This window comes from Sphingomonas sp. PP-F2F-A104-K0414, from assembly GCF_004340945.1.
Classification (GTDB): Bacteria; Pseudomonadota; Alphaproteobacteria; order Sphingomonadales; family Sphingomonadaceae; genus Sphingomonas.
The window spans coordinates 1-18,034 of sequence record NZ_SLYD01000010.1; the positions used below are offsets into that span (position 1 = coordinate 1).

Here is an 18,034-nt window from a genome sequence, read left to right on the forward strand (position 1 = left end):
CCGGCTGATGTCGCTGCACGAAACTGGGCGCCTCGCGTTCTACGGCAGGCTCGCGCACCTCGCCGACCGGCGTGCATTCCTGCGGCACCTGTCCCCGGTCAGGAAGAAGCGCTGGGTTGTCTACGCCAAGCCGCCGTTTGCCGGCCCCGAGACGGTGCTCTCCTATCTGTCGCGCTACACGCATCGCGTTGCGATCTCGAACAGCCGAATCCTGCACTTCGACCAGACCGGCGTTACCTTCCGCTATAAAGATTATCGCCGGGGTGGCGCCGACCGCCAGCAGATTATGACGCTGACCGCCGACGAGTTCATCCGCCGCTTCCTGCTCCACGTCCTGCCGAAGGGCTTCCACCGCATCCGCCACTATGGCCTGCTCGCAGGCGCCACCCGCAAGGCACATCTCGAACGAGCCCGCGAACTGCTCGGGGTCGCACCGCCCGCGGCGTCCGACGCACGAGCCGAACCGGACGACATCCGGCCGTCATGCCCGTGTTGCGGCGGGCGTATGGTAGTCATCGAGACCTTCCTTCGCCAGCGCCAGGCCCGCGCTCCACCGACGCCTGCGCTGTTATCCGGGATACAGGCGTCGTGACCCGGCACGGCCAAGGAGTTATCTATCTCGCAGGGCTCGTGCTCGCGGAGACGATGTTACCTGCGCCGATAGCCATCAGAGGGGCGGCAACATCGAGCAATGCCGCGCTGTCAGCGCTCGCGAACCCATCATGCCCACCGGAATCCAGACAGTCTGCTCCTAGGCTCGCGGCCACATGCGCCATGGCGCGGGCCACCAAAACCAGCCGGAAACCGAAAACCCCATAGCGCATCGCCTGCGGCCCGTGGGTTCGGGCTTCCAAGACTTTCGTACGCCTGCCGGCATCCGAAACTCTTCAGGATAACAGACCTTCCGATATTGGCAGGCGGGCGGCGGTAGCCGACATTGGAGGACGCAGTCCGTTTCCAGAAAAGGACGGTGATCCGAGAACTTGGTGCAACTATGCGGAGCAATCGCGAAGTCGGTGGACACCGTTTTGGGGAGCGTCCAAATCCGGCAGTATTCAACAATCATCATGGGACTGTAGATGACCCTTCGTTCGATAGCCGCGCTCGGATTTGCCATATTCTTAGGGTCGACGGTGCTGGCGAAGCCGGTGCCGATCGGGCCTGCGGCGGTGCCGTTCAGCATCGGCTCGGTGCGCGCCGTGGCGCTGCGCGACATGATCAACCGCGTTCCGAACGACGGCAGCGTGTTCGGCAAGAAGGAAGGTCCGGCAGCTGTCGCGGATCTACTGCGCAAAGCAGGCGCGCCAACCGACGCGTTATCGCTCGGCGTCGACGCGCTGCTGGTCCGCATGCCGGGCCGTATGGTCCTTATCGACACTGGCCTGGGCCCCAAGGTTGGTGGCGTCCTGATGCAGAGCCTGGCGCTTGCCAAAGTATCGCCGGCGGACATTACTGACGTCCTCATCACGCATTCGCACGGCGATCATGTCGGCGGGCTGTCGAGCGCGGACGGCAAACTGGCGTTTCCCAACGCGACGATCCGTATGACGCGCGCCGAATGGGCGTTCATGCAGAGCCAGCCCGACAATGCAGCGCTAATCGCGACGATCACGCCGAAGGTCACGCCATTTGATCCTGGCGCGGTGGTGATGCCGGGTATCCGCGCGGTACCACTGTCGGGGCACACGCCCGGCCATAGCGGCTACGAAATTACGTCAGACAGCCAGAGGCTACTCGACATGGGCGACACTGCTCATAGCGCTATCGTGTCTCTCGCCAGGCCCGAATGGATCATCGGCTACGACACCGACGGCGAGCAGGGGCGCCAGCGGCGGACGGCCGAGTTGGCCAAGTTGGCAGCGAGCGGCGAACATGTGTTTAGCCCACACTTTCCGTTCCCAGGGCTCGGCCAGATCGTCAAGGCCGGCACGGCGTATCGCTGGCAACCGGTGAGACGCTGAGGAGGACGAGACGCCGTCTTCAAAGAACGCCGATGTTATGCAGCCACTGCTTAACCTGTCCCGGCCATTCCCTCGAAATCGGATCGACCGTGGGCCGCATTCCGAAAGCATGGCCGCCCTTGGCGTACAGGCGCATATCGACAGGCACGCCCGCATCACTGAGCGCCAAGGCATAGGCCATCGGCTGCCGAATGGGGTCCGTCGGGTCGTTCATGGCATGAAGGATCAGCGTCGGCGGTGCCTTGGGACTGATGGTCACCCATGGCTTGAGCTCAAGACTGTTCCGGCCCTTGCTGTTGTCCAGCATACGTGCCGTGTAGGCGACGATTGCAAAGTCCGGCCGGGGCGATTGGCGGTCAGCCGCGTCCGTGAGTGGATAGCTGCGCGCCACGGTGTTGCTCATGTTCGCTGCCAGAAATGCGCCCGCAGAAAAGCCGATGACGCCGATCTTGTGCGAGTCGATCCCGTAGGACGCAGCCTGCTGGCGCATCATCCCGATCGCTCGCTGCGCGTCTTCCAAGCCCAATAGCACCTTCGGCCGCTGGCCCTGCGGCCAGTCTTGCGGCACCCGATATTTCAGCACCGCACAGGTCATACCCTGCTGCACCACCCAATCGCAGATCTCCGTACCCTCAAGATCGGTCGCTATGACTTCAAACCCGCCGCCCGGCAGCACCAGCATGGCGGCTCCGCCATTGCGCCCCTTCGCACGATACAAGGTCATGGTCGGTCGGGTGACGTAGCTCGCCCAATGCCATTTTCGCCCGCCGACGAGCCCGGTCCCGTTCCCGGTGGCCTCCGGCCGATCACCCGAGTCGGGCTTTGCGAGAGGCGTGCTTGCTGGCCAGAGCGGGATCTGAACCCCATTTTTGGCAGGCAGCCAGGTGCCTGCCCGTTCATTCTTGGGGAGGACAACCCTCGGAGGCGAGTTGTCGTTCTTGCTGATCTGCCCATAGGCTGCGCTAGCGATGCCAATTGCAATGAGAGAGGGGACGACGAACCGGAACTGCGACAAACCGTATCTCCTGCTTTGAGGGCCCAACCTTCCTGCGGGATCAGGCGGATTGCAGAAACAGTGGTTAGCGGCCCAAGATCATCAGGCAACTGGTCGCTTCTCGCATAGGAACGGCCAAGGATATCTCGGCGTCGCGCTGCTTGGCGGCACCCGCAGGGCCGACGGACGTTCCGTAGACTATAACTAGGGGGATGCACGTGCGCGGTCTGGATTTCAGCTCTTGGCAGAGCCTGCTCGCCACCATCCTCGGACTGACGCTGGTTACGCTTTTGGGGGTTGGCATCCGTCTGCTCACCCAAATGACGTTCCAGCAGCGCCGTGAACGGATGAACCGGCAGATCAATGAGCGCCTGAAGACGCTTATCGCTGCCTACAAGGTCCTTGGCGGCTCGTTCACCGGGGACCTAACCGTCGATCCGGCCCACCGGCGCGACCTGCGGCGGCGGGAGGAGCAGGGCGGTGTCGCAGAGGAACCGATGGCTGCGCTGGACCTCAGTGCGGCAGGCGCGGCGCGGTCGGACCGCACGCGCCGGATACGCGACGCGGTCGAGGCCGCGCTGTCTGACATCATCTTGCTCGGTACGGAGGAACATGTCCGGCTCGCGGACAGGGCGGTTCGCGAACTGGTTGCGGGCCACCCGGTCCACACGCACGAACTGGTTGTGTCGCTGCGTGCGTTCGTGCGCGATGCGCTCGATCTCGACCCGATCCCGGCCGATCTGATCATCGCTATGCAAGGACCCACGCGTCCGGCGTCGTCCGGCGGCGGCAGAGGTGGTGGCAACAAAGACGATGCTGGCCGGAGCGGCGGCGGTGGTGGTGGTATGGGCGGCGGCGGGGTTGGAGGCGGCGGCATGGGCAACAATGCCTTTGGCGACGATCCACACCATGTCGCGGCGCAGACCGCGGAGCGATAGGCTAAGCCTCCCCGGCTAAGTCTTGGCTGACCCATTTGTGGCCACTTCGGTGTCTTCGGTACAGCGAACCGCTGTCGTTATTGTCAGGCCGGCCCACGCATTCGACCGCGTCATCGGCGAGTTGGATAGGAAGCAATATCGCCGCCGTTGCTCGTCGCACTTGGCGCGCGTATCGCACTGGAATGACACGTAATCGACCCTGGCGAAAAGCCCTGATCGTGCTGCTCGTCGCAGTCCTAGCCTTCACTGGCTATCACGCGGTCCGGACGGTCAGCGACGCGATTTATTGGAACGCGCACCGCGATGAGCCGATCGAGCGGTGGATGACGATAGGCTATGTCGCACATTCGTATCACGTCCCGCCCCATGTCCTGCATCAGGCGTTGAACCTGCCGCCGACGCCGGACCGTCGGCCGCTCGGACGGATTGCGCGGGATAGCGGACGTTCGATGACGCAGATCGAGGCGAAACTGATGTATGCGATCGTCCACGCGCGGCCACCCTATCCGCCGCCCGGCCCACCGCCACGACCGTTCATGCGATCACCTACGTCGACGGCGTTGCCTGCCAAATGACCGATCAGCTGCTTGAACTGCTGACGACCTACGGGCTGCCTGCCCTGTTTGGTGCAATGATCCTCGCTGCGGCTGGCATGCCGTTCCCGAGCTCGCTGACGTTAGTCGCGATGGGTTCGTTCGTCGCGCAGGGGGAGCTCGCATTCTGGCCCGTGATCTTTGCAGGCGCCTCCGGCGCGATCGTCGGCGACCAGATCGGCTATGCCTTTGGACGATACGGCGGTCGGCCGCTGCTTTCAGCGGTTACGAAGCGGATCGGCGGGGCAGACAAGGTCGAGCAGGCCGAAGCCTATTCTCGCAAATGGGCGGGTTGGGGCATCTTCTTCAGCCGGTGGCTGATTGGGCCACTGGGACCATGGATCAACATCACCAGCGGGCTGACCGAATACCCATGGGTGCGGTTCATCGTCCTCGATGTTGCTGGCGAAGTGCTTTGGCTTTTGATCTACGTCTCGCTGGGCCGCGCCTTCAGCGACCAGGTTCAGACGATCGCAAGCCTGCTTGGCAACCTGACCTGGGTGATCGTTGGCTTGCTCGTCGCCGGGCTGCTGGGTTGGAAACTGTTCGGCCGTTCGAGCAAACTCTCAGATGATGCGGCATGATGAGCTGTCGCCGAGCAGTGCTTTCCGCTTAAGCTCGTCAGCCTCCAGGATCGACAGCCCAAGGCGCCGTCCACCTCGCCGTCTGCGCGATTCGTCGGACATCACTGGAGTCTTCGTCAGGCGCGCTGTTGAAGCGCGGTCCGGGTCTGTGCGCTCCAGGTCTGGCCGCCGCGCAAAAAGGCGTACCAGCCATAGATCGCACCCGCATGGCGCAACAGCTGGAAGCTGAACGGCTCGGCGATTGCGGCGATGATCGCGGGGCCAAGGTTCAAACCCTCGCGCTGCCCCGTCCAGCGCTTGTAGATGCGAAGCGACCAAAGGTGAAAGCTAAGGTCGATCGCGATCTTGGCGATCATCACGAGCAGGATCGGGAAGGCGAGCGTGTAGCGACCGGTGACGACGAGCCCGATCAGCACCGCAAAGGCAGCCAGCCCGTAGATCGGCTGCACCGTATCGAGCGCCTTCACCGGGAGCATCCGCGTACCCAGCCGCCCGTAGCGCGCGTTACCGACCATGTCCCGGTTCCAGTACTGCGTCTGCAAGAAGCCGCCGAACCAGCGCTGTCGCTGCTTCAGGAAGGCGGGGATGCTGGCGGGCGCGTCGGTTCGGGCCAGCGCGCCACCGACGACGCGAACCGTCCAGTGCAGCCCGGCGTCGTGCGCATGGCGATGCAACCGATGAATCAGTTCGTAATCCTCCACCATGCAATCGGGATCGAACCCCCCGACCGTCAGCACCGCGTCGCGCCGGAACGCCGCGAAGGCGCCCGAGATCAGCAACAGACCGTCGATCCGCATCCACGCGTCGCGCGATAGGAAGTTGCGGACATATTCGTAGGACTGGAACCACTCGAATATCCGACCGCTCAGGCTTGGACCGCAGATCGGCGCCAGTACCCCGGTGGCCGCCACCAGCTCTGGCTCCGCTGCAAAGGCGGCACGCATAGCGGCGATCGAGCCGGACTCGATCAACGTGTCGGCATCCACGGTCAGAACCACGTCCGTCTCGATCCGCTCGAGCGCGGCATTGAGCGCGCGGGCCTTGCCGCCATGCGGCAGTCGTAGCCACTGAAGCCGTGTGTGCCCGACCTCGAGCTCGGCAAGTTCTCCGAGTGGTGGTGTCGCCAACGCATAGCCGTCCGCCATGGCAAACGGCGTATCGTCACTCGATCCGTCGTCAGCGATCAGGATCGCCTCGGGTGGCTGGTCCTGGGCAAGGAGCCGGTCGATCGCCAGCCGGATCACGCCTGCCTCGTTATGCGCGGCGACGATTACACCGAAGGTCGGCTGCACGCCGCTCGGGGCCGGCGTCGCGGTCTGCGCGAGGTTCCGGATCTGCCAAGCCGTAAACACGAGCAGCGCCGTGTCGTACAGGATGTACGCAATCCCGACCGACCATATGGCGAGTCCCTGGCGCAGAAACGCCTGCGCGATCAGCACGAGGAACACTAGCGGGGCGGCCAAGTTGATCACCCTGCTTGCCAGCGGGATCGACCGTGGCGAGAGACGCGGCGACTGCGCGGTAAAAATTGCCGAGAGGGATTGCATCGGCCAGCGCCTAACGCTGGCTTGCTGAACGCGCTATTGCGGAATGTGCCGAGAACCGGGAATCGGTAAAAGGTCGTGGAGCGGATTGCAGCGGATGATTACCAGATACACCGGCGTCGCCATCGCCTTCCATTGGCTGGTCGCGGTGGGGATCGTCATCAACATGACCCTGCCCTGGCTCTGGCCACATCTTGCCGACGACCGCGTGCGCCCCGCGATAGACCTGCACAAGTCGATCGGGATCACGATCCTCGGCCTGGCAACCATGCGCCTGCTCTGGCGGCTGACGCATCGGCCTCCCCCGATGCCGACCACCTATCAGAAATGGGAAATCGGCGCGGCCCATGTGACCCACTGGCTGTTGTACGCGCTGATCTTTGCCATGCCGCTGACCGGCTGGATCATGGACTCGGCGTACAAGGATGCGGCGACCCACCCGATGTTCCTGTTCGGACTGTTCGAATGGCCGCGGATCGGCACGATATTAAGCCTGCCGCCCGCCACGCGCGACGCCGTCCACGATGGTTTCGGCGCCTTGCACGTTTACCTGTCCTACCTGCTCTATACACTGGTCGCGCTTCACATCGGCGGCGCGCTCAAGCATGAATGGATCGATCGACACCGCGAATTAAGCCGCATGATGCCGGTTTGGCGCCGCCGTTGAGGGAAGTGAGCGACGCGGCTGCCGCTTAGAGAATGGACGGCTGTTCGGTACAGAAGCACGCCCGCCTGCAAGACCCAGAAGGCGACATTCGCGGCCATTCGCACACTACCCAAGAACGGACATCCGTTCATTTCGGTAGTTCATAAGCGTCACCACTCGGATCGACATCTGCAATCCTATCAAGCCGGAAAAGGCATCCAGCGTCGCTCGGCGCTCCGGGCAGCGAGCGACGGCGGTTGATCAGGCGTCGGCGAGCCCTGACAAGTCCATCGCGGCGAGGTCCGTGAGCAGATCAGGCCCCGACGGCTCCCATCCAAGACGCGCGCGCGTCCAGGCACTCGATGCGATCATGTCGAGCGCCGCAAACGGTGCCATCCAGCCGAAATAGTGCTCGACTTCGTCGCCTGTCACCGAACGGACAGGCAACCCAGTTCCCCTTCCGATCGCCTCCGCGATGGCGCGTGCCGTCACGCCCTCCTCGACGGACGCATTGTAACGGGCACCGGGCTCGCCTTTCTCCAATGCCAGAACGTAGAGCTTGGCGACGTCGCTGACGTGTGCAGCAGCCCAGCGCGTGGTGCCCTCGCCCACATACGCCATCGCTCCGGCACGGCGCGCCTCCGCGATCAGCGGCGTGATCAACCCGGCCTTGGTGGTGTCGTGCACCTGTGGCAGCCGAATGGTGCGTACGTCGATGCGCTGGGCGATCAACGCCGCGCCCGCCAGTTCGGTCGCGATGCGCGGATTGGCGTGACCCGGGTTGAGCACGTCCTCCATCGCCGGACCGCCGTTGAGCGGCGTGCCGATGCCGACGCCCGAGGTGATCAGGATCGGCTTGTGCGTCCCCGCCAGCGCCTCCCCCATTGCCGCGATGTTGCGTTCGTCCTTACGGGTGTTCTCGAAGAAGGTCGTGAAATTGTGGTCGAACGCGCAGTGGATCACCGCGTCGGCCGCCGCAGCGCCACTCGCGAGCGTCTCGGGCTGTTCAAGGTCGCCGCGATGGACTTCGACGCCGGCCGCTTCGAGGCGATGGGCACCCGCGTCGGAGCGAGTGAGGCCAAGCACCCGATGCCCTCGAGCGAGAAGTTCGGGAATAACGTGCGAGCCGATAAAGCCGGTCGCGCCGGTTAGAAACACGCGCATGGGAGATCTCCTTGTTGCCAAGGCGACGTATCGCGACCCGTCCGACCGTGTTAAAGTAGTGACCTTATCGTGGTATAGCGTGTAACAGGATCGATCATGGCCGGTGAGGCGCCAAACCCGCTCGGAACCTATCTCCGCGATCGTCGAACCCGGCTCGACCCGGTGGCCTTCGGGTTCGGCGGCGGCCGTCGGCGTACCCCTGGGCTACGCCGCGAAGAAGTGGCAAGCCGCGCCAACATCAGCCCGACATGGTACACGTGGCTGGAACAGGGGCGTGGCGGCGCGCCATCGGCCGACGTGCTCGACCGCATCGCCAAGGGCCTGATGCTCACCGAGCCGGAACGCGAGCACATCTACATGCTCGGCCTCGGTCGTCTGCCCGAGGCGCGCTACCAACCGGTCGATGGCATCAGCCCCCGGCTTCAACGCGTGCTCGACGGAATGGTGCTGAGCCCGGCGATCATCAAGACCGCGATGTGGGACGTCGTCGGCTGGAACCGGGCGGCGGCGCTGTTGCTCACCGACTATGCCAAGCTCCCGCGCGAAGGTCGAAACATCCTTCGCCTGATGTTCGGCAGCGACCGTGTCCGCGCCCGGAACGAGGATTGGGACGGCATCGCTCGCTACGTCGTCGCTGCCTTTCGCGCGGACGTCGCGCGGGCAGGCGCGAACAACAGCACGGCCACGGCCGACTTGGTCGCCGAACTGTCTCGGATCAGCCCCGAGTTCGAAGCCCTATGGCGCGACAACGATGTGGTCGCGCACACCGAGGGGGTGAAACGAATCCATAACCCAGATGTAGGATTGCTCGCCATGGAGTTTTCCTCGTTCGCCGTCGAAGGGCGGCCCGAACTCGGAATGATCATCTACAACCCCGCATCGTTGGCGGATGCGGAACGACTGCGCGTAGTGTTGGACGCGTCGCGGGCGTGCGCGCCGAGCGCGTCGTGTGCCTTCAACTGCTCGGCAACCTCATGCGCCAACGCCGCGTCCAAACCGCGCGCGACGCAGATCTGCGCAAGTTCGTCATGCTCGTGCGCCCAGTCGCTGGCGAGTTCGGCATGCTCGCGCGCGAGGTCGGCGGCCTCGCTGTCCGCCTGCGAACTGACCGAGACATATTCGCCCGCTGCCATCGACATCGCGCCCGCGACCATCGCCGCCGACCCCGCGACCAGTACCGATCCGGTGGTCGCGCCCGACGCCGCTACGCCCGCGATCAGGCTGGCGGTCGAGACGATGCCGTCGTTCGCACCGAGCACCGCCGCGCGCAACCAGCCGGTCCGTGAGACCAGATGGCGTTCGTGATGCGCGCTCATGAGATCTTCCTGATGGTTTCCTCGAGGGTCGCGACGGTAACGCCCAGTTTGCGGACGATCAGGTGGTTCTGCGCCACCTGCCCATCGGCCGACAAGGTTAGCCATTGATCCACCCGCATCCCGCCTTTCATTGGAAAGTGGAGATGCAGCCGATTGCCTTGTGTCTCCCCCGTCACCGGACCAGACGCGTCGGTCAGGGTCCCGGTGTAGCGCCCGTTGCCAAGCGGCCGGATCCGCCACTGGCGATCGCGCGCGGGCTTGCCCTGCTGTTCGATATGCTGATCGAGCGCCAGTACACCGTCGGCACCGGCATGGCCGACGCTGGTCACGTGCGTCGAGGCGGGCGTGTGCAGCACGATCTTGAGCGTGCCGACACCGTCGAGGCGTCCGGCGAAGAAGTGCTCGGCTATGAAGGGGGGCGCGGCGCTGGCGGTAGCCGCCCGTGGCGCGCCTGCGCAACTTGCGAGAAACAGGGCAAGCGCGGCTGATGCGGCGGCCCTCATGGATCGGTGCGACATGATGGAACGAGGCTTTCGACAGACGCGAGGTTTGACGGGGTCGGCGTGGAATTTGGTTGCGCGGCAACGCTGGTTTCGCGGACGCGATCCAGAGTTGACCAATCGATAACCCCAATGAAATCTGTATCGCGCGATTTATTTGTCACGACAGACTGAGGTACCGAGATCCGGGCGGCGTCCCTCCTGCATCTGGGAAGAAGCCTATGCGTGACGCCGCGCTGATTTCGTTGATCCACGACCGTTACGCCGCCGTCCACGGGGCGATACCGGCCAGCGACTACGCGACCTATCTGACGATCGGCGCCCCCGATCTGCCGCAGGCAACGCTCGGGTACCGTCTCGCAGCTGGTGACGCGCTATTCCTCGAAGCGTATCTCGATCGGCCGATAGAGGCGGTGCTGACCCAAGCATTCGGACGGCCCGTACCTCGCGCGCGGATCGTCGAACTCGGCGACCATGCCTCGCGGCGGGCCGGCGCGACCGTCACCTTGTGGCGCGAGGCGGCAGCAGCGCTTGCCGGGCAGGCGGATGTCGCGGTCGCGGTCTTGACCCGACCGTTGCGATCGATGTTCGCGCGCCTGGGCCTCGACCTGGTCGAACTCGCCCCGGCGCGGATCGACGCGCTTGGCGAGGCGGGTTCGGCCTGGGGACGCTATTACCAGACCGACCCGGTGGTCTGCGCAGGAGACATCGCCGCCTGTCGTGCCATGCTCGATCGGAGCGCCCGCGCATGACTCGGTTGCGGGATGCGATCCGAGGCCATGCCGAGCGCCGGCCCGATGCGATCGCGATCGATGGCGCGGCGCCGGTCACCTGGGCGACGCTGGCGCGTATCCTTTCACAGTTAGCCGAGGATCTGGCCCCGGTTTGCAGATGGCCGCCCGGTTGCGCTGCAGGTCGATCAGGGCGTCGGCGAATGCCTCCTCGATCTCGCGCTGTTGGAAGCCGGCATACCCACGACCCCCCTGCCTGCCTTTTTTACGACCGCGCAGACCGATCACGCACTCGACGCGGCCGGGGCGGAGGTCCTGCTGTCGGGACCGGTGGCTCTTTCGCTGGATACGCATCCGAGCGTTCGGGTTCGCGAAGACCGACGCAGCAGACCCGCCAAGCCCCTGCCCGTCGGTACGGCACGCATCACCTTTACCTCGGGATCGACCGGTGATCCGAAGGGCATCTGCCTCTCGCGCGATCACCTCCTGGGCGTCGCGCAGGCGGTGGTGGATACGCTGGGTGTCCATCATGCCGGGCGGCATCTGCCGTTGCTGCCGCCGGGGATCCTGCTTGAAAACGTCGCCGGCTTCCAGGCGACGATGCTAGCAGGAGGGACCTATGTTGCGCCGACGCGTGCGTGCCGTCTCTTGGAAAGACAGCGTGCCGCCCGGCAATGTGCCGTTGTCGGAAACGCTTAACGTATTGGTCACGGGGTACCTCGTTGATTTTGATGGAACGGAGCCGGAGTTTTTGAGGCCGACAGCTACTGGAGACGGGGATCCCGGCCATATTGCGCGGGCACGCCGAGATGATCGCGCAGTGTGGCGCCCTGATAGGCCCGGTGGAACAGGCCGCGCTCCCGCAGGATCGGCACCAGTTCCTCGACGAGCGGGGGCAGACCGTCCTCATAGACGTCGGGGCATAGCCAGAAACCGTCTGCCGCCCCCGCTTCGAACCAGGTCTGCATATGGTCGGCTGCTTCCACCGCTGGCCCGACGATCATCGGGTGATAGTCGATGACGCCGTGCGCCAGCACGTCGCGCAACGACCAGCCTTCGCTTGCTACCTTGAGCGCGTACGTCGAGCGCGGGTCTTGTCGCGACGGACGCGCGGCGGCGAGCTGCGCTTTCGTCAGCGGCTCGCCGAGCTGCGCCGGATCGAGCGCCAATCCGAGCATCTGCCCGAGATAGCCGACCCGTGGCTCGAAGCTGAAACCCGACATGGCGATCCGGCGGTCGAGCGCCGCACGCCGGTCCGGCGCGATCGTCGTCATCAGGCCGGCGAAGAACTTGATCTCGTCCGGATCGCGGCCGGCGCGTTCGGCCGCAGCGCGTAGCGCCAGGCGCTGCGCGCGGGCGTCCTCCATCGTGTAGACGGCCCCGATCACGCCACTCGCATACCGTCCTGCAACCTCCAGCCCCTGATCGCCTCCACCGGCCTGGAAGATCACCGGCTGCCCCTGTTCGGACGGGGGCAACGGCAGCGGTCCGCTGGTTGCAAGGTGGCGGCCACGCAGATTGACCGGCGTGATCTTAGCCGGATCGGCGAAACGCCCCGACGCCTGATCGTGCAACCAGGCGCCTTGCTCCCAACTCCCCCACAGGCCTTGCACGATCTGGACGAACTCGTGCAGCCGTTCGTATTTCTCAGCGCGCGGCGGCAAGGCGCGACCGAAATTGGCGGCGACCACAGGATCGCTCGTCGGCACCGCGTTCCAGCCTGCGCGGCCGTGACTCATCAGGTCCAGTGCCTTGAACTGTCGCGCCAAATTGAACGGCTCGCTGAACGTGGACGACCCCGTCGCCACCAAGCCAATCCGCTCCGTCCCGCGCGCGACGGCTGCGAGCGTTATCATCGGTTCGATGTTCAATTGCTGTGCGTCGGTGGCGATGTCGGCTCTCAGCGCCGGAAAGTCGGGCATGAACAGGAACTGGAATTTGCCGCGCTCGGCAAGCTGCGCGTAGCGCACCAGAGTATCGAAGTTGGTAAAGCCAGTGGGATCGACGCCCGGCATGCGCCACGCCCCCGCCTGAGAGCCGTAGCCGTTCCCGAAGACCATGCCGATCAGCATCTGTTTGGACGTAGTGATGTCGCGTTGCTCCCCACGACGAATGATGTCTGTTCCCAGACACCGCATTCTATTAATGGGGATACTCCCCGCTTACCGGTCAGATATGGGGAGCATCCCCGTTTATCAAGAAAGAATTTTGTGGCGCCATCATCGACTGCTCGCACACCTCGCAAGGACGCTCAGGAAAATCGCGCGCATATTCTGGTCGTTGCGGGTCAGGCGTTCGATACCGAAGGCATCGATGTATCGATGGATGCGATCGCGAGACAGGCAGGCGTTGGCTCTGCGACGCTATACCGCAACTTCCCCAACAAGGATGCCCTTCTCGTTGCCCTGCTGGCCCCGCATCATGACAAATTGATGCGGGAAAGGGCTGCGATTGACCAGGAGGACGGTCATAGCGGTCGTAAGCTTCAGCGATGGATCGACGCCCTTGGCGACTGGATGCTTGCCTATGACGGTCTTTCTGAGCCGTTGCGGGACGCTTGGTCCACCACGACCTCCCCTCTTAGACCGACCTGCGCAAACCTGATCGAAATCACCGATCGATTTTTACGGGGTGCGCAGACCGATGGCTTTGCTCAACCGGACTTCTCAGGTCAGGATATTTTCCTGGGAGCTTTAGCGATAGCGTGGGCAAGCGGACGATCAACCACGCATCCAGAAACGCGAAATGTCCTGCGGAACCTGTTACGAAATGGATGGGCCGTTTCGGTACGAGGGCAACGCTAAACGACGCCTGAAGGGCTACGTCCTAGCTCACGGCAGAGAAGTGCCCGCCTTTCCACGACGCCCCATAGTCCGCCATTCGTGCGCCCTTCCCCGTTTCCCAACTCCAGACACTCATTCATCCGCCAAGTGCGACCACAACTCAACCCGACATCCCGGCTGGCAACTTTGCGACGAAACCGCGAGTACCCCTGATACCACCGACTGTGTATCGGGGGTCATGCAGCTGACCTCAAAACCTCCAGCACTCAGGTCCGAAACGGGCGACAGCCTGTCACCTCGGAGCAGCTGAATGGCAGACGGCGTAAGACAAGGGCGCGGCAGTGTACCCGGCCGTCCTACCACCTGGCGTGAACGGCTGGGCGCACTGCGCAATCTACCACCCTTCCTTGCCATGGTATGGGGTAGCAGCCGGGGTCTTACCGCCACGACGGTCGCCGTGCGGCTGGTGCGAGCGCTTCTGCCCGTGGCAACGCTGTTCGTGGGCAAGCTCATCATCGACGAAGTCGTCCACCTCACTCATTTAACGGCCCGTCCGGCTGGACTCACGGAATGGCTGGGCTCCGGCCTGCTCGATCGGCTGGAGGCACTGCTACTGGCCGAGTTCGCTCTGGCGGTCGCTTCCGACCTCCTTGGCCGGATCGTGTCGCTTGTCGACGGGCTTCTCTCCGACCGTGTCAGCAACGACGCGAGCGTCAGGCTGATGGAGCACGCTGCCACCCTGGATCTCGCCGACTTCGAGGACGCCGCCTTCCAGGACCGGATGGATCGCGCGCGCATGCAGGCCAGCGGCCGCATGTCGCTGATGGGGCAGCTATTCGGCCAGGCCCAGGACATCATCACGGTTGTGACCTTCGCCGCGGGCCTGGTCGTTTACGCCCCGTGGCTGATCGTGCTGCTTGCCGTAGCCCTGGTGCCCTCGTTCCTCGGCGAAGCGCACTTCAACGCGCTGAGCTACGCCCTCAGCTACATGCGCACGCCGCAGCGGCGCGAGCTCGATTACGTACGCCAGGTCGCCGCCAGCGCGGACACGGCAAAAGAGGTCAAGATCTTCGGCCTCAGCCCTTTCCTGATCGATCGCTATCGCACCATATCACGCGAAACCTACAGCGCGAGCCGACGGTTGGCGCTGCGCCGGGCGGTCTGGGGCTCGGGCTTCGCTGCTCTTGGCACGATCGCCTATTACGCGGCCTACGCCTACATCGCCTGGCGCGCGGTAACCGGGTCGATCTCCATCGGCGACCTCACCTTCCTCGCGGCCTCGTTCCTGCGGCTACGCGGACTGCTGGAAGGACTTCTTACCGGCTTTTCCTCGACCGCCGGCCAGGCCTTGTACATCGACGATCTGTTCTCCTTCTTCCGGACCGAACCCGGCATCCGCTCACCCGACGAAGCACTGCCGTTCCCAAATCCCGTCCGGCAAGGCTTCGTCTTCGAGGATGTAGGCTTCCGCTATCCGGGCGCCGAGCGTTGGGCCGTGCGGCACCTGTCCTTCACGCTCGCGCCAGGCGAGGTGGTCGCACTGGTCGGCGAGAACGGCGCAGGCAAGACTACGCTCGTAAAGCTGCTGGCCCGACTGTACGATCCGGTGGAGGGCCGGGTCCTGCTCGATGGACGCGACCTGCGCGACTACGATCTCGACGGTCTTCGCGCCGCGATCGGCGTGATTTTCCAGGACTTCGTTCGCTACAACCTTCCCGCCGCGGACAACATCGCGGTCGGCCGCATCGAGGCGCGCGGTGATCGCGCACGGATCGAGGCGGCAGCGTCGGCCGCGCTGGCCGACGGCGTTGTCGCCAAACTTCCGGATGGCTACGACCAGATGATCGGCAAGCGGTTCCGGAACGGTGTCGACCTGTCCGGTGGCGAATGGCAGAAGATGGCGATCGCTCGCGCCTATATGCGCGATGCCCAGGTCTTGATCCTCGACGAACCTACCGCAGCGCTGGATGCGCGCGCCGAGTACGAGGTGTTCCAGCGCTTCCGTGAACTGAGCGCGGGACGCTCCGCGGTGCTAATCTCACACCGATTCTCCAGCGTGCGCATGGCGGACCGCATACTCGTGCTCAGCGACGGCAGGGTGGAGGCATCGGGTACTCATGACGAACTGCTTGTCGCGGGAGGCCGCTACACCGAACTGTTCGAGCTTCAGGCCGCGGGCTATCGATGATCCGCGGGCACCCAGCGTAGACCTCCCGAGAGAGCGAGGCATGGGATTATGGGGCCTGAAGTGTGCAGCATCCTGAACCAAGCGGTAAGCGAGCGCGTCCCATGCGAGCGTCTGGCGCCGTTGCCGTCCGATTAACGTGCGGCAACGCCTACATGTCCATCTCACCCGCCAAGAGCTTGCGATCGCGCTCCGCAAGCTCGGTCTCGTCGGCAGGAAACATCATGGCCAAGCCGTTAGTGGCGGCGCGCTCCTGAACCTCTTCGACGAATGGCCGCAGTTCGTTTTCGTAGTGGCGAAATGCTGCACCGTGATCGTCGGGATACCGCTCGAGTGCGTCCGCGAGCCGGCCCGCGCCGATGATCGCCATCGAGCCGCCAAATCCTGCAAGCGGCGAGACGCAGTAGCCCGCGTCGCCGACCAGGGTCACTCGACCGCGCGACCAGCAGGGTATCCTGATCTGATTGATCCTGTCGAAATAGAAGTCGTCGTCCCCGTCCACGCTGTCGAGCATCGCCGGCACCTTCCATCCCAAACCGTCGAACTGGTCGTGGATAAGGCGGCGTTGCTGGCCCCGATCGCGATAATCATAGTCGATCTCGCCGACCGTCCGAAAGCCGAAGCCGATATCGGTTCGATCGTCATAGCCGTTCAGCATCGCCATGCGACCGGGCACGCTGAAGACCTGTGACATATTCCCGGGAAGCAACCCGATGAGAGGCACCACCTTGAGGAAGAAATAGCCGCCCATGAAGTAGGTAAACTGCTCGCCATCCCCAAAAACGAGCTTGCGCGTGTTGGACCGGTTGCCATCGCAGCCGAAGACCAGGGCATAGTCGCGCTGGTCGCCGTTGCTGAAGGTCACCGACACGCCGTCCGTGCCCTCATCGAGCCCGATGATCGATTGGCCGAACAGGATATCGACCTTGCCCTCCACCGCGCCAGACAGGATATCCAGCAGATCATCACGGTGAATCTCGTATCGTTCGTGCGCCTCTGGTTCGTTGCCGATACCGATCGATCCCAAGGTGGTGTCATCCGCGTCCTTGAACTCAAAGCTACGCGGGGGCAGCGCCTTAGCGCGCACCGCGTCTGCTAGTCCCATGCGACCCAGGATTTTGATCGTCTCTCCTTCGATATCCACGGGCGTGCCGCCCCGCCGCAGTTCAGATGCCGTTTCGACGATCGTGACGCTGTGCCCGAGCCGGTTCAGCCAGTAGGCAGTAGCGAGGCCGGCAAAGCTCGCGCCACTGACGAGCACCGATTTGCGGCCTGCTTTGATCGCTGCTGGCATGACGGTTGACGAAGGCATAGGAACATCCTCAGAATTGGATACGCTACATATCTATACCGAGTATATATTGATGTTCAAGCTATGACTGGACCGACCCCAGACCGTCGAACGCGCAAGAGGCTCGTGACCCGACAGGCGATATCCGATGCTGCCACGCGCCTGTTCATGGAGCGTGGCTTTGACCGGGTGACGATCGACGAGATCGCGGAGGCGGCCGATGTCGGACGCATGACGGTCTTCAATCACTTCCCGCGAAAGGAAGACATGTTCTTCGATCGCGAGCAGGAGGCCCATGATGTCGCTTTCGAGGCCATCAGATCGCGCTCACCGGGCACGTCACCAATCGGGGCCCTTGGCGAGCTTGCCCATCGCATGGCCGACCAGCGTGAACCGGCCTTCCCACTGTTTGCGGATACCCAGGCCTTTGTTGAGACGGCACAGGCAAGCGAGGCGCTGAAAGCTCGCGCACGGCAGATGCGGGACGACTTTATCCGCGCTCTGGCCGTTGTTTTGGCGGAAGCTGTAGATCGCCCCAGCAATGATGCCGATGCCTACCTCGCTGCCGCGCTCATTACATCGGCGTGGAGCACTGCATTCGTACAGTCGCATGCCGAAATGAGCGAAACGGGCGACCTTGATGCAGCGAAGGGCACTTTCCTGGCCTTGGTCGACCGAGGCGTGCGCGGTACGCATGCTGCCTTGTATGATACACCTTACGCCACAGGTTCTTGACCCACAATCGGACGCTCACGCCCCTTCCTTCGCTTCCCGACTTCGTTGGGGTGGACGCCCCTGACGGCA

At 64.0% G+C, this 18,034-nt stretch carries 17 protein-coding genes and 2 pseudogenes; 12 read left to right on the forward strand and 7 right to left on the reverse strand.

Translation table 11 applies throughout. The features are described from left to right. The coding region (locus C8J46_RS18630) for a transposase (RefSeq protein ID WP_207894229.1) at positions 1 to 592 on the forward strand (592 nt) is incomplete at its 5' end. A gap of 487 nt (positions 593 to 1,079) precedes the next feature. Next, complete coding sequence (locus C8J46_RS18635) at positions 1,080 to 1,961, forward strand: MBL fold metallo-hydrolase (protein ID WP_165886655.1); 882 nt, start codon at positions 1,080 to 1,082, stop codon at positions 1,959 to 1,961. Between the two features lie 19 nt (positions 1,962 to 1,980). On the opposite strand, the gene C8J46_RS18640 is transcribed toward C8J46_RS18635, so the two are convergent. Continuing rightward, positions 1,981 to 2,976: an alpha/beta hydrolase gene (locus C8J46_RS18640; RefSeq protein WP_132742204.1), complete on the reverse strand. Its 996-nt coding sequence runs from the start codon at positions 2,974 to 2,976 to the stop codon at positions 1,981 to 1,983. A 191-nt stretch (positions 2,977 to 3,167) separates the two neighbouring features. Here C8J46_RS18640 and C8J46_RS18645 point away from each other — a divergent pair, with 191 nt between their 5' ends. The 3 genes from C8J46_RS18645 to C8J46_RS18655 all read left to right on the forward strand — a co-directional run bounded on the left by C8J46_RS18645 (position 3,168) and on the right by C8J46_RS18655 (position 5,070). Continuing rightward, a complete protein-coding gene (locus C8J46_RS18645; protein ID WP_132742205.1) occupies positions 3,168 to 3,893 on the forward strand; it encodes a hypothetical protein in 726 nt (241 codons plus the stop codon). Between the two features lie 182 nt (positions 3,894 to 4,075). Next, complete coding sequence (locus C8J46_RS18650) at positions 4,076 to 4,468, forward strand: hypothetical protein (RefSeq protein ID WP_132742206.1); 393 nt, start codon at positions 4,076 to 4,078, stop codon at positions 4,466 to 4,468. After that, positions 4,465 to 5,070 (forward strand): DedA family protein, encoded by a 606-nt coding sequence (locus C8J46_RS18655; RefSeq protein WP_132742207.1) that lies wholly within the window; start codon positions 4,465 to 4,467, stop codon positions 5,068 to 5,070. Before C8J46_RS18650 ends, C8J46_RS18655 begins: the two co-directional genes overlap by 4 nt. A 116-nt stretch (positions 5,071 to 5,186) precedes the next feature. Here the strand turns inward: C8J46_RS18655 and C8J46_RS18660 are convergent, their stop codons facing one another. Then, positions 5,187 to 6,617, reverse strand: a complete 1,431-nt coding sequence (locus tag C8J46_RS18660) for a glycosyltransferase family 2 protein (protein ID WP_132742208.1) — start codon at positions 6,615 to 6,617, stop codon at positions 5,187 to 5,189. Positions 6,618 to 6,711: 94 nt separating this feature from the next. Between C8J46_RS18660 and C8J46_RS18665 the strand changes: the two genes are divergently transcribed. Next, a complete protein-coding gene (locus C8J46_RS18665) occupies positions 6,712 to 7,281 on the forward strand; it encodes a cytochrome b (protein WP_132742209.1) in 570 nt (189 codons plus the stop codon). Positions 7,282 to 7,521: 240 nt separating this feature from the next. On the opposite strand, the gene C8J46_RS18670 is transcribed toward C8J46_RS18665, so the two are convergent. Continuing rightward, on the reverse strand, positions 7,522 to 8,424 hold the full coding sequence (locus C8J46_RS18670; RefSeq protein WP_132742210.1) for an SDR family oxidoreductase: 903 nt from the start codon (positions 8,422 to 8,424) through the stop codon (positions 7,522 to 7,524). 96 nt (positions 8,425 to 8,520) lie between these two features. Between C8J46_RS18670 and C8J46_RS18675 the strand changes: the two are divergent. Next, positions 8,521 to 9,351: pseudogene (locus tag C8J46_RS18675) on the forward strand (helix-turn-helix transcriptional regulator); the annotation flags it as partial. Here C8J46_RS18675 and C8J46_RS18680 read toward each other — a convergent pair. Together C8J46_RS18680 and C8J46_RS18685 are read right to left on the reverse strand one after the other, a co-directional pair. Further along, a pseudogene (locus C8J46_RS18680) lies at positions 9,345 to 9,740 on the reverse strand (VIT1/CCC1 transporter family protein); the annotation flags it as partial. The pseudogenes C8J46_RS18675 and C8J46_RS18680 sit on opposite strands and share 7 nt — an antisense overlap. Further along, a complete protein-coding gene (locus C8J46_RS18685; protein ID WP_165886656.1) occupies positions 9,737 to 10,243 on the reverse strand; it encodes a DUF3833 family protein in 507 nt (168 codons plus the stop codon). The pseudogene C8J46_RS18680 and the gene C8J46_RS18685, both read right to left, overlap by 4 nt. Positions 10,244 to 10,461: 218 nt before the next feature. Between C8J46_RS18685 and C8J46_RS18690 the strand changes: the two genes are divergently transcribed. Together C8J46_RS18690 and C8J46_RS18695 are read left to right on the forward strand one after the other, a co-directional pair. Further along, positions 10,462 to 10,992, forward strand: a complete 531-nt coding sequence (locus C8J46_RS18690; protein WP_132742212.1) for a thermostable hemolysin — start codon at positions 10,462 to 10,464, stop codon at positions 10,990 to 10,992. 120 nt (positions 10,993 to 11,112) lie between these two features. After that, on the forward strand, positions 11,113 to 11,670 hold the full coding sequence (locus tag C8J46_RS18695; protein WP_132742213.1) for an AMP-binding protein: 558 nt from the start codon (positions 11,113 to 11,115) through the stop codon (positions 11,668 to 11,670). A gap of 65 nt (positions 11,671 to 11,735) precedes the next feature. Here C8J46_RS18695 and C8J46_RS18700 read toward each other — a convergent pair whose 3' ends face one another. After that, complete coding sequence (locus tag C8J46_RS18700; RefSeq protein ID WP_207894230.1) at positions 11,736 to 13,043, reverse strand: NtaA/DmoA family FMN-dependent monooxygenase; 1,308 nt, start codon at positions 13,041 to 13,043, stop codon at positions 11,736 to 11,738. A gap of 138 nt (positions 13,044 to 13,181) precedes the next feature. On the opposite strand from C8J46_RS18700, the gene C8J46_RS18705 reads away from it, so the two are divergent. Both C8J46_RS18705 and C8J46_RS18710 read left to right on the forward strand, forming a co-directional pair. Then, positions 13,182 to 13,775 (forward strand): TetR/AcrR family transcriptional regulator, encoded by a 594-nt coding sequence (locus C8J46_RS18705; protein ID WP_132742215.1) that lies wholly within the window; start codon positions 13,182 to 13,184, stop codon positions 13,773 to 13,775. Between the two features lie 463 nt (positions 13,776 to 14,238). After that, on the forward strand, positions 14,239 to 15,942 hold the full coding sequence (locus C8J46_RS18710; RefSeq protein WP_243643509.1) for an ABC transporter ATP-binding protein: 1,704 nt from the start codon (positions 14,239 to 14,241) through the stop codon (positions 15,940 to 15,942). Between the two features lie 148 nt (positions 15,943 to 16,090). On the opposite strand, the gene C8J46_RS18715 is transcribed toward C8J46_RS18710, so the two are convergent. Continuing rightward, positions 16,091 to 17,233 (reverse strand): FAD-dependent monooxygenase, encoded by a 1,143-nt coding sequence (locus tag C8J46_RS18715; RefSeq protein ID WP_132742217.1) that lies wholly within the window; start codon positions 17,231 to 17,233, stop codon positions 16,091 to 16,093. 123 nt (positions 17,234 to 17,356) lie between these two features. Here C8J46_RS18715 and C8J46_RS18720 point away from each other — a divergent pair, with 123 nt between their 5' ends. Then, the gene (locus C8J46_RS18720) at positions 17,357 to 17,965 is read left to right on the forward strand and encodes a TetR/AcrR family transcriptional regulator (RefSeq protein WP_207894231.1); all 609 of its coding nucleotides are present in this window, start codon (positions 17,357 to 17,359) and stop codon (positions 17,963 to 17,965) included. Positions 17,966 to 18,034 lie beyond the last annotated feature (69 nt).